At 71.7% G+C, this 11,115-nt stretch carries 12 protein-coding genes; 7 read left to right on the top strand and 5 right to left on the bottom strand.

Annotated elements, in window-relative coordinates; all coding sequences use genetic code 11:
• Positions 1-35 precede the first annotated feature (35 nt).
• Positions 36-713, bottom strand: coding sequence for a GntR family transcriptional regulator (locus tag ACTMTJ_RS22160; protein WP_441219506.1), 678 nt, complete (start codon positions 711-713; stop codon positions 36-38).
• Positions 714-902: 189 nt separating this feature from the next.
• Here ACTMTJ_RS22160 and ACTMTJ_RS22165 point away from each other — a divergent pair, with 189 nt between their 5' ends.
• Genes ACTMTJ_RS22165 through ACTMTJ_RS22175 form a run of 3 tightly spaced genes read left to right on the top strand, consistent with a single transcriptional unit; the run spans position 903 to position 3,992 of the window.
• Positions 903-1,631 (top strand): HpcH/HpaI aldolase family protein, encoded by a 729-nt coding sequence (locus tag ACTMTJ_RS22165; RefSeq protein ID WP_441219508.1) that lies wholly within the window; start codon positions 903-905, stop codon positions 1,629-1,631.
• The gene (locus ACTMTJ_RS22170) at positions 1,621-2,532 is read left to right on the top strand and encodes a hypothetical protein (protein ID WP_441219510.1); all 912 of its coding nucleotides are present in this window, start codon (positions 1,621-1,623) and stop codon (positions 2,530-2,532) included. Before ACTMTJ_RS22165 ends, ACTMTJ_RS22170 begins: the two co-directional genes overlap by 11 nt.
• On the top strand, positions 2,529-3,992 hold the full coding sequence (locus tag ACTMTJ_RS22175) for a flavin-containing monooxygenase (RefSeq protein ID WP_441219512.1): 1,464 nt from the start codon (positions 2,529-2,531) through the stop codon (positions 3,990-3,992). Before ACTMTJ_RS22170 ends, ACTMTJ_RS22175 begins: the two co-directional genes overlap by 4 nt.
• Here ACTMTJ_RS22175 and ACTMTJ_RS22180 read toward each other — a convergent pair.
• From ACTMTJ_RS22180 to ACTMTJ_RS22195, 4 genes are all read right to left on the bottom strand, one after another.
• On the bottom strand, positions 3,958-4,821 hold the full coding sequence (locus tag ACTMTJ_RS22180) for an N-acyl homoserine lactonase family protein (RefSeq protein ID WP_441219513.1): 864 nt from the start codon (positions 4,819-4,821) through the stop codon (positions 3,958-3,960). The two genes, ACTMTJ_RS22175 and ACTMTJ_RS22180, sit on opposite strands and share 35 nt — an antisense overlap.
• On the bottom strand, positions 4,818-5,387 hold the full coding sequence (locus ACTMTJ_RS22185) for a carboxymuconolactone decarboxylase family protein (RefSeq protein ID WP_441219514.1): 570 nt from the start codon (positions 5,385-5,387) through the stop codon (positions 4,818-4,820). Before ACTMTJ_RS22185 ends, ACTMTJ_RS22180 begins: the two co-directional genes overlap by 4 nt.
• On the bottom strand, positions 5,377-6,300 hold the full coding sequence (locus ACTMTJ_RS22190; RefSeq protein ID WP_441219515.1) for a DUF6282 family protein: 924 nt from the start codon (positions 6,298-6,300) through the stop codon (positions 5,377-5,379). The genes ACTMTJ_RS22185 and ACTMTJ_RS22190 overlap by 11 nt, the downstream gene beginning before the upstream one ends.
• Positions 6,301-6,385: 85 nt before the next feature.
• Positions 6,386-7,159 carry an IclR family transcriptional regulator gene (locus ACTMTJ_RS22195; protein WP_441219516.1) on the bottom strand — a complete coding sequence of 258 codons (774 nt, stop codon included), beginning with the start codon at positions 7,157-7,159 and terminating at the stop codon, positions 6,386-6,388.
• 87 nt (positions 7,160-7,246) lie between these two features.
• Here ACTMTJ_RS22195 and ACTMTJ_RS22200 point away from each other — a divergent pair, with 87 nt between their 5' ends.
• The 4 genes from ACTMTJ_RS22200 to ACTMTJ_RS22215 are packed head-to-tail and all read left to right on the top strand — an operon-like array spanning position 7,247 to position 10,976.
• Positions 7,247-8,023, top strand: a complete 777-nt coding sequence (locus tag ACTMTJ_RS22200) for a hypothetical protein (RefSeq protein WP_441219518.1) — start codon at positions 7,247-7,249, stop codon at positions 8,021-8,023.
• A gap of 3 nt (positions 8,024-8,026) precedes the next feature.
• The gene (locus ACTMTJ_RS22205; RefSeq protein WP_441219520.1) at positions 8,027-8,998 is read left to right on the top strand and encodes a zinc-dependent alcohol dehydrogenase; all 972 of its coding nucleotides are present in this window, start codon (positions 8,027-8,029) and stop codon (positions 8,996-8,998) included.
• Positions 8,999-9,000: 2 nt separating this feature from the next.
• Complete coding sequence (gene rhmD, locus ACTMTJ_RS22210; RefSeq protein ID WP_441219522.1) at positions 9,001-10,191, top strand: L-rhamnonate dehydratase; 1,191 nt, start codon at positions 9,001-9,003, stop codon at positions 10,189-10,191.
• Complete coding sequence (locus tag ACTMTJ_RS22215; RefSeq protein ID WP_441219524.1) at positions 10,188-10,976, top strand: SDR family NAD(P)-dependent oxidoreductase; 789 nt, start codon at positions 10,188-10,190, stop codon at positions 10,974-10,976. Before rhmD ends, ACTMTJ_RS22215 begins: the two co-directional genes overlap by 4 nt.
• Positions 10,977-11,115: the final 139 nt, after the last annotated feature.

Consider the following 11,115-nt stretch of genomic DNA (forward strand, 5'->3'; position numbering starts at 1 on the left):
ATCATACAATCTGGTCGGCGCCGGGGAAGGGCGCGCTACGCGCCGTCCTGCTCGGAGAGGGCGGTCAGCCCCGCCCGGCCGGCCTCCTCGACGTGGCGCGCGCAGGCCGCGGCGGCGGCTTCGGCGTCGCCCGCCAGCACGGCGTCGACGATCGCGCGCAGCTCCTTGGTGCTGTGCTCGACCCGGCCGGGCACCGACAGCGACAGCGAGCGCAGCACGCTCACTCGCGCGTGCAGGCTGCCCGCGACCGACCGCAGCGCGTCGTTGCCGCCGCCTTCGAAAAGCACGTCGTAGAAGGCGTCCTTGGCGGCCAGGACCGGGGAGCCCTTCGCGGCCAGCCGCTCGATCCGCTCCAGCGCGCGGACGAGTGCCTTGCGCTGTGCCGCGCCGGCGTGCTCCACGAAGAGGCGGCCGGCGAGCGCCTCCAGCACCGCGCGCACCTGGTAGAGCTGGCGCGCTTCCTCGGCGCTGACGCTGGTGACGATCATCCCCTTGTTGGGGATCGCGGTGACCAGACCCTCCGCGGCCAGCTCGCGCAACGCCTCGCGGACACTCGTGCGCGAGACGCCGGTGAGCTCCACGAGCTCGCGCTCGATCAGTCGCTGCCCGGGCGCGAGCCGGCGGTCGAGGATCGCCTGCCGCAGGTTTTCCACCACCTGCGAGCGGATCAGAGCCGGCGACCGCTCAACCCGCAACGTATTGGCTCGGGTCACCGCCGTCCTCCTTGTACCAGGTGTGCCCGCACATCGTACCCAGCGCGCACCGGCGCCTCCGCCGTTGTTCCAGATCGTATGACGATGCTACAATCTTGCGGACTGAAATCCCACGTGAGGAGCGTTATCGTGCGGTTGGGTTTCGCCCGCCGACTGGCTTCCAGCGATCGGTGTCTGGTGGGCACGTGGGTGAAGATTCCGGCGCTCGAGCCGGTGGAGATCCTCGCCGACGCCGGGTTCGACTTCGTCGTCGTCGACCAGGAGCACGCGCCGCTGACGTTCGAGTTCGCCTACCAGGCAACGGTCGTGGCGCAGGGCGCCGGCATGTCGGTCCTCGTCCGCGTTCCCGACCGCAGCGGCGGCTACCTCCAGCGGCTGCTCGACGCCGGCGTCGACGGCATCCTGGTGCCGCGGGTGACCTCCGTCGCCGAGGCGAGTGCGGCGGTCCGGCAGATGCTCTTCTCACCGGGCGGCGAGCGCGGCATCGGCATCACCTCGCGGGCCGGGCGCTGGGGTGCCACCCCGCGCGCGGAGTACCTGCGCTTCGGCGACGAGGAAGTCATGCGCGCGGTCCAGTTGGAGGAGCGCGCCGCGATCGAGGCGGTCGACGACATCCTCGCCGTCCCCGGGCTCAACGGCGTCTTTCTCGGCATGGGCGACCTACAGCTGTCCTCCGGGCTGCCGGAGGCAGACCCGTCGATCCAGAAGCTCGTCGACCGGCTGCTGGCCGCCGCCCAGGCGCGTGGTGTGCCCGCCGGCACCGCGGTGCGGAGCGCCGCGCAGGCACAGGCCGCCGCCGACCGCGGCTACCGGTACGTCATGGTCGGCAACGACACCAGCTTGCTGAGGAGCGCCGCGGCGTCCGCCGTCGCCGACGTCCGCAGCCGACTCTCCGGAGGGAAACCCCATGGCGTATGACGCCAGCGATCTGCGCTCGACCCTGCCGGCGAGCGCGGCGGCCTCCGCCGTGCCGGAGCGGTTCTCCGGGTCGGAGCACGTGAAGTTTCGCGACCTGGCCCCGGTGGAGAAGACCGACGGCGTCGCGACCTGGTACGCCCGCGGGCAGAACTTCGTCGTCGGATACTCCGAAGTGGACGGCACTGCCGAGTTCACGCGCCGTGGGCAGCCCGACGAGTACGTGGTGCTGCTGGCCGACGACGCTCTCGCCGCCCGCGTGGAGGCGCCGGGCGAGGAGGTCTCGGTGACCGGCCGCACGATGCTCGTCCTGCCGCCCGGCGACAGCACGGTGACTGTCACCGGGCAGGGGCGCGTGCTGCGGTTGCTGACCACGCGCTCAGCCGACGTCGCCGCGCTCGCCGCCAACGCCGAGTCCTACGCCGAGCCGCACGAAAACATCCCGCCGTTCCAGCCGTGGCCCGAGCCCGTCGGCGGCTATCGCGTGCGCAGCTACGACCTGACCGTGCCACCGCTGTCGAGCCCGCCGTTCCGCCTGTACCGCTGCACCACCTTCATGGTCAACTTCATCGACCCGAAGCAGGGCCCGCGTGACCCGGCGAAGCTGTCGCCGCACAAGCACGACGACTTCGAGCAGTGCTCCATCGTGCTGGCGGGGGAGTACGTGCACCACATCCGCTGGCCGTGGACGACAAACCGGGCCCACTGGCGAGACGACGAGCACGAGCTGTGCCACGCGCCGTCCGTCACGGTGATCCCGCCGCCCTCACTGCACACGAGCGAGGCGATCGGTGCGGGCGAAAACCACCTCGTCGACGTCTTCTCGCCACCGCGCTTCGACTTCTCGGCCATGGAGGGCTGGGTGTTCAACGCCGACGACTATCCGGCACCGCCCAGCCGATGAGGCGCGACCACACTCCGGTCCGGGTGGCCATCATCGGTGCCGGGCTGGGCGGCATCGCGGCCGCGGTCAAGCTCCGCCGGCTGGGCTCGGTCAGGTTCGTCATCTTCGAGCAGTCCGCCGGCGTCGGTGGCACCTGGTTCGACAACAGATACCCCGGCTGCGAGGTCGACGTGCACTCGCACGCGTACTCGTTCTCGTTCCTCAAGTACGACTGGCCGCGCACCCACGCGACCCAGCCGGAGCTGCTCGCCTACGCCGAGCACGTGGTCGAGCGCTTCGGGCTCACCCCGCACCTGCGCCTGAACACGCGGGTCACCGACCTCGTCTGGGAAGAGTCGAGCGGCTGCTACGTGCTGTCCACAGAGCACGGTGAGAGCACGGAGTTCGACGTCGTCATCTCCGCGCTCGGCCTGCTCAACGTGCCGCGCTATCCCGAGTGGCCGGGGCTCGACACCTTCGCCGGGCCGTGTTTCCACACCTCGCGGTGGGAAGACCACGACCTCACCGGAAAGTCGGTCGCGGTCGTCGGCACCGGGTCGACCGCCGTGCAGATCGTCCCGGCCATCGCGCCGGTCGCCGGCCAGGTCTACGTCTTCCAGCGGCAGCCCGGCTGGATCGAGCCCAAGCACGAGCGAGACTTCAGCCCGCGCGAGCGGTGGTGGTATCGCAACGTGCCGCTGGCCCAGCGGTTGAGCCGGGCCCGCATCTTCCACCAGGGCAACCGGCGGTTCAAGGGGTACGACGCCGGCTCCAGCCGCCAGCGGCGGATGCGCGAGGTGTGCCACAGGTTCATCGCCGAGAGCATCGACGATCCGGTGACGCGGGCGGCGGTGACACCGGACTACCCGTGGGGATGCAAGCGACCGGTCATCTCCTCGACGTTCTATCCCACGCTCAACCGCGACAACGTGGAGCTGGTGCCGCACGCGGTGAGCCGGGTGACCCCGACCGGGGTGGTCGACGCGACCGGCACCGCCCGCGAGGTCGACGTGCTGGTGCTCAGCACCGGCTTCCAGCCGACGAGGTTTCTGGCCAGCATCGACGTCAAGGGTCGCGACGGGCGCAGCATCCACGACGCCTGGCGCGAGCGGGCCAGTGCCTACATGGGCATCACCGTGCCCGGCTTTCCCAACTTCTTCATCCTCTATGGACCCAACACCAACGGCGGCGTGTCCATCATCGCCCAGCTGGAGCGGCAGGCCGAGGTCGTCGTGGCGGCCGTGCGGCGGCTGGCCCGCGGCCGCGCGCGGAGCATCGACACGTCACCCGCGGCGGCGCGGCGCTTCGTCGCGTGGGTCGACCGCCGGCTGGCCACCCGCGCCTCCGCGATGGAGTCCGGCTGCCACAACTACTACCACGACCCGGCCGGCCACAACGTGACGCAGTGGCCGGGAGGTCACCTCGCCTACGCCCTCGCCACCCGGCTCATCGCGCGGTGGGGCCTGCGGGCACGACGCTAGGATGCCCGCCGGCCAGGGACACCTCCGCCACGTGCAGGCCACCGTCCACTGTGGCGGTCGGAAACCGGTCCCACACGGCGGCGTCGTGAAACGGCAGGATCCGCCGGCTGTCGCCGCCGACGCTGGTCAGCATCTCGTCGGCGAGGTCGAGCCACGTGGTGGCGCTGCCGGTGCTCATCGCGATGGGCACGAAGACACCGTCGCCGCGCAGGCCCTCGATATTCTCGTAGCTGTACATGTTGTCGCCGGCGAACACCCATGTGCCGTCCGCCTCGTTGGTTACCGCGACGACCTGTGAGCCGGCGGTGTGGGTGTCGTACGCCGGCCGCAGCTCGATGCCCGGCGCCACCTGGGCCACCCCGTCGACGAGCGTCGCCCGCCGGGCGGCCAGCCGCCGCGGCAGGTCTGGCTGGCAGAAGCGGGTGAGGAACTCGAACCGGCCCGGCCGGGCGGCGGCGGCAAGGTACTGCTCGATCTCCCGCCGCTGGATGTAGACGTGCGCGGCGGGAAACGCGTCGACGCAGCCGGCGTGGTCGAAGTGGTTGTGCGTCAACAGGATCGTGTCGACCTGCTCGGCCTCGACACCCACGCCGGCGAGCACGTCGACCGGCGCGCGCCACGCGGTGTGCCCGTACTTCGCGGTGAGCCGGTCGTAGACCGCCTGGTCGACGAAGCCGGTGTCCACCAGCACGCAGCGTTCCGCCGACCGCACCAGCCCGAAGCAGTACGGCATCGGCCGGTGTCCCTCGTTGGGCTGCGCCGCGAAGATGTTGCTCGCCGGGAAGCGGTCGACGAAGCCGTACTCGAGGATCCAGATGGAGTAGCTCACGGCGCCTCCGGCGGCTGGACGTCGAAGACGGCGAGCTGCATGGCCACCATCGTGTAGTAGCCGATGATGGTGACCAGCTCGAAGAGGCCGGCCTCGCCGAGCACACCGGCGGCGTCGCGAAACTCGCCGTCGTCGAGCGTGCCCCGGTCGAGGATCCGCCGCGTCGTGCGGAAGACGCAAGACTCCACATCGGACATCCCCGCGGGCTCCCGCGCGTCGGCCAGCCCGGCGATGTCCGCCTCGGTCAGACCGGCGGCCGCCCCCGCGCGCCGGTGTGCGTACAGCTCGAAAGCGCTGCGATGGCGGTGGCCGACGAGCAGGATCGCGATCTCGCACGCCCGGGCCGGCAGCCGCGAGCCGAACCGCACCGCTCCGCCGATGTGTACGAGCGCCTGGCCGAACGTGGGGCTGAGGATCCAGACCGCGGGCGGCCCCTGGAGCCGGCCGTCCGGGCCGACGAGCAGGAAGGGGCTGTCCGGCGCCGCGCGCGGGCCGGTCGTGTACCGCTCGTACAGCGGTCGCTGCTCGTCGGTCATGTCCGCGGGATCGATCGCGTCAACTCTCATGCCGCATCTCCAGAAACGCTCGGGGGTTGGCGACCACCATCGTGGCGATCTGCTCGGCGGTCCAGCCGAGGTAGGCGAGCTGCTCGACGAACATCCGCAGGCACTCCGGCTCGGGCGGCACCCAGCGGGAGAACACGTCCGTGGTGAGGATCGCCCGCTCCGGCCCGACCGCGGTCAGTGCCTCGTGCACGTCGCGGACGGTCAGATGCCCGTCCGGATGCACCAGTGGCGCGTTGCAGAACTCGACGTAGGCGCCCATGTCGACGAACTCACGCAGCCGCGCCGGATCCTTCGTGTAGTGCAGCGGATGGGTGACGAGCAGCCGCTGCCCGACCGCCGCGCAGTACCCGGCGACCGCGCGGCTCTCCTCGACGGAGGCGTGGCCGGTGGCGAGCGCGAGGCCGAGCGCGTGGCAGGCGTCGACCACCGCGCGCGCCCGCCCGGACAGGGCACCGGTGGGGTCGAGCAGCGCGACGGCCGTGCGGGCGTTGTATTCGCCGAAGGATGGCGAGAGGCGTCGCAGCAGCGTCGAGATGTATCCGTCGCGCGCCGTGTCGGCGGCCGCACCCCACGTCGGCAGAAACACCACCCGCGCGCCATGCGCGGCGGCGAGCTCGACGACCGCGGGCTCCAGGCCGCCGACCGGCGGGTTGAGCGTGATGCTGCCGTAGACCCTGAATCCGGTCTCCGCCATGGCCCGCTCGACGCGTGCGGCTCTGTCCATAGTGGCCCACAGGTGTGACTTGAGGACCCAGCCCGACATGCCGTACGCGTGCGCCAACCGCGCCACCTCGACGTCGTCGCCCCGGTTGGCCAAGCCGGCCGACAGGTCGGGCTGACCGTGGACGTGCACGTCGACGGCACCGCGCAGCAGCCGGTCGAACCCGTCCGGCAGCGCCGCCGCAAGGCCCATCCGCGCACCTCCCGTCTTGTAGGACGATACTACAATCTGCGGGCGTCCAGCCGTCCAGGCCGTCGCGCCGGAGACCTGGGACCGCTCAGGAAAACGTCACGTCGGGGGACCAGCCGAGTGACGCGGAGAGGGCGGTGGCGGCGGCGGCCAGCCGGGCGAGGGCGTCGTCGGCGCGGGCCTGGTCGAAGCGGATCGTGGGCACGGAGACGCTCATCGCGGCGACCGTGCGGCCGGTGTGGTCGCGCACCGGCACGGCGACGCAGCGGACGCCGCGGGTGTACTCCTCGTTGTCCGTGCTGTGGCCGCGCTCGCGGATCCGCGCGAGCTCCTCCTCCAGCCGGCCGAGGTCGGTCAGCGTGTGCTCGGTGAAGCGCTCCAGCGGCTGGCCGGACAGCAGAGACCGGCGCTCGGCGTCGGGCAGGTCGGCGAGCAGCACCTTGCCGACGCCGGTGGCGTGTGCCGCGAGCCGCCGGCCGACGGCTGAGGCGAGCACGAGCATCTGCGTGCCGTCGACCTTCGCGACGTAGACGTTGTGCCGCCCGTCGAGGACGGCGAGCTGGACGGTCTCGCCGAGGGCGTCGCGGACGCGCTCCATGTGTGGCCGCGCGCGGTCGGCCAGGTCGACCGCGCGCAGGTAGGTGTTGCCGGCCTGCCACGCGCGGATGCCCAGCGTGTAGCGCCGGGTGACAGGGTCGAGCTCGGCCCAGCCGGATCGCACGAGCGTGGCGAGCAGGCTGTGCAGGCTGGACCGCGGATAGCCAAGCGCGCCGGCGATGTCGGTGAACGTCAGCGGGGTCTCGCGCCCCGTCAACAGCTCCAGGATCGCGAGCACGCGCTGCGCCGACTTGACCGTCTCCACGCCACGCACGGTAGCGCCAGTTCACGTATGCGAACAAGCGTCTCCATCCTTGACATCCGCCGCGATGGCGGGGCTAAAGTGCGGATCATGACGTTCGCGGTGCGGGCGCTCCCGGTCGGGCGGACGGAGATCCCCGGGCCGGAGCTCTTCTGGATGGGGGAGTGGGACCGCTGGTTTCCGCTCTCGTTCAACGTGCTGCTGGTCCGGGGCGAGGGCGTGACCGCGCTCGTCAACACCGGTGCGCCCGCCGACCTCGCGCCGCTCAACGAGATCTGGACCTCGATCCTGGGGCCGCGCGCGCTGTACCAGCGGGACGAGGGCGAGACCCTCGAAGCCCAGCTGGGCCGCGTTGGTGTGCGCCCCGACGAGGTCACCCATGTCTTCGCCACGCCGTTCCAGCTCTACACGACCGCGGGCATCCCGCTCTTCCGCAACGCGCGGGTGTGCCTGTCGAAGCGGGGCTGGATCCACTTCCACACCACGCACGACCACCCGCACGACAACCGGTGGACCTCGCTCTCCCGCGAGGTGCTCGTGCACCTCGTCACCGACGCGTGGGACCGGGTGCGGCTGCTGGAGGACGAAGACGAGGTGGTGCCCGGCCTGCGCACGTGGTGGGCGGGCACGCACCACCGCGCCTCGGTCGCCGTCGAGGTCGACTCCACCGCCGGCACCGTCGTCGCGTCGGACGCCTTCTTCTACTACGAGAACGTCGAGGATGGCCGCATGCTCGGCATCAACGAGAACATGTACGAGGGGCTCGCCTGCTACGAGCGCACCCGCCAGGTCGCCGACCACATCGTGCCGCTCTACGACCCCAAGGTCTTCGACCGGTACCCGGACGGCGTCGTGGCGGGGGAGTGACCGATGCGCGCGCTCGTCTTCCACGGACCCGGTGACCTGCGGGTGGAGCAGGTCCCCGACCCGGTGCCCGCCGGCGGCGAGGTGCTGATCCGGGTCGCCGCCACCGGCATCTGCGGCTCCGACCTGCACGGCTACACCGGGGAGAACGGCCGGCGCCACCCCGGCCAGGTGATGGGGCACGAGACGGTCGGCCGGGTCGAGGGCGAGGGCACGCTGGTGACGGTCAACCCGGTCATCGGCTGCGGCGACTGTCCACAGTGTGCCGCCGGCACCGAGCAGCTGTGCGCGCGCCGCCGGGTCATCGGCGTCGACCCCACCTACCGGTCGGCCTTCGCGGAGCTCATGACCGTGCCGGAGCGCAACGTGGTCGTCCTGCCAGCCGACATTCCCATCGAGTACGGAGCACTTGTCGAGCCGCTGGCTGTCGGTTACCACGCGGCCAAGCGGGGCGGCGTAGGCCCGGACGACCGGGCGCTGGTGATCGGCGGCGGGCCCATCGGGCAGGCCTGCGCGCTCGCGGCCCGCCGCCTCGGTGCCGCCGCGGTGGTGGTGAGCGAGCCACACCCGGGCCGCCGGGCGCTGCTGTCCCGGCTGGGCTTCGACGCCACCCATCCGTCCGATGTCGACGGTGCCGCGACCGTGGTGCTCGACGCGGTCGGCAGCAGCGCCAGCCTCGCCGCCGCGCTCGACAGATCCACATTGGGCGCCCGCGTCGTGCTCGTCGGCATGAACGCGCCCCAGGTGACCCTCGCCGCGTACGCGGTGAGCACCTACGAGCGCACCATCCTGGGCAGCTTCTGCTACCCCTCGGCGGAGTTCCGCGAGACGGCCGCCTGGGTCGCCACCCGGCCGCCAGGCCTGGAACACCTCGTGGAGGGGCGGGCCGGGCTGGGCGGCGCGCCGGACGCGTTCGCCGCGCTGGCCGCCGGCTCGCTGGACGCCAGCAAGGTGCTCGTCTTCTGCGGTGAGGCGTGAGCATGGGCATGCCGATCGTCCGCCAGGTGCGCGCGTACACGGTGCGCGGCGGTGGCGGCGACTACCACGACCAGGACACCGGCCACTGGATCGACGACCACATCGCGACGCCGATGGCCCGCTACCCGGAGTACCGGGGGAGCCGGCAGTCGTTCGGCATCAACGTGCTCGGCACGCTGGTGGTGGAGGTGGAAGCCGACGACGGGAGCGTCGGCTTCGGCGTCACCGTCGGCGGCGAGGTGGGCGCGTGGATCGTCGAGCACCACCTGGCCCGGCTCGTCGAGGGCCTGCGGGTCAGCGACATCGAGAAGGCGTGGGACCAGATGTACCGCGCCACGCTCTACTATGGACGTAAGGGCGTGGTGCTCAACGCGATCAGCGGCGTCGACCTGGCCCTGTGGGACGTGCTCGGCCACGTCCGTCAGGAGCCCGTGCACCAGCTGCTCGGCGGCGCGGTGCGCGACGAGCTCGTCTGCTATGCCACCGGGCCGCGCCCCGACCTCGCCCGCGAGATGGGGTTCATCGGCGGCAAGCTGCCGCTGCGGCACGGCCCGGCCGAGGGCGAGGAAGGGCTGCGCGCCAACCTGGCCGCGCTGGCCGAGATGCGCGACCGGGTCGGCGACGACTTCTGGCTGATGTGGGACTGCTGGATGTCGCTCGACGTCGACTACGCCACCCGCCTCGCGCACGCCGCCGACGCGCTGGGGCTGCGCTGGATCGAGGAGCCGCTGCTCCCGGACGACTACTGGGGCCACGGTGAGCTGCGCCGCCGCATGCCCGCGCGCATGCTGCTGACAGCGGGCGAGCACGAGGCCACCCGCTGGGGCTTCCGCCTGCTGCTGGAGCTCGGCGCCGTCGACATCGTGCAGCCGGACATGGGCTGGTGCGGCGGCATCACCGAGCTGCTGCGGATCGCCGCGCTGGCCGACAGCCACGGCAAGGCGGTGGTGCCGCACGCGTCCAGCGTGTACTCGTACCACTTCGTGGTGAGCCGGCCCAACAGCCCGTTCACCGAGTTTCTGATGATGCACCCGGACGGGAGCGAGGTCGTGCCGATGATGCGCCCGCTCCTGCTCGACGAGCCGGTGCCGGTCGGCGGCCGGATCCGGGTGCCCGACCGGCCCGGCTTCGGCGTGCGGCTCAACCCGGACGTCACGCTCACCCGGCCGTACCCGCGGGAGGGACCACCATGACGCTGGAAGGCAAGGCGGCGCTGGTCACCGGCGCGTCCCGCGGCATCGGGCGGGCTATCGCGCTCGGCCTGGCCGCCGCCGGCGCCGACGTCGCGGTCAACTACCACGTGCCCGGCACCGCGGAGTTCGGCCACGACAACGCCGGTGACGCCGCCGCGGTGGTCCGCGAGGCCGAGGCGCTGGGCCGGCGGGCGGTGGCGGTCGAGGCGGACGTCTCCGACTCCGCCGCGGTGACCGCGATGGTGACGGCGGCCGCCGGTGCGCTCGGTGGGCTGGACATCCTGGTCAACAGCGCCGGCATCTGCCCGTTCCACGACTTCCTCACGATGCCCGAGGAGCTGTGGGACCGGGTGCAGGGGGTCAACCTCAAGGGCGCGTTCCTGTGCTCGCAGGCGGCCGCGCGGGTGATGGTGGAGCAGGGGCGCGGCGGCCGCATCATCTCGGTCAGCTCGATCAGCGCGCTGGTCGGTGGCGCGCTTCAGGCCCACTACACGCCGACCAAGGCGGGCATCCACTCGCTCATGCAGTCGCTTGCCATCTCGCTCGGCCCGCACGGCATCACCTGCAACTCGATCCTGCCCGGCGCGATCGCCACCGACATCAACAAGGACGACTGGAGCGATCCGGCCAAGCGGGCCTACCTCGACCAGCGGATCCCGCTGGGCCGCTTCGGCGAGCCGAACGACCTCGCCGGCCCCGCCGTCTTCCTCGCCTCCGACGCCGCCCGGTACGTGACCGGCGCGAGCCTGCTCGTGGACGGCGGCCTGTTCGTCAACCTCCAGTGACGTAACAGGATTGCACGGGGTTATCACGTCGCTTCGTCACGCTTCCGTATGTGCTCTGACCTGGCGAAACGTCTGCCTTGACACGCCGATGACACAGCCATACGCTCCTCGTAACAAGATTTCTGCTAGTTTTAACACT

The organism is Phytohabitans sp. LJ34 (genome assembly GCF_052068095.1).
Lineage (GTDB): Bacteria > Actinomycetota > Actinomycetes > Mycobacteriales > Micromonosporaceae > Phytohabitans.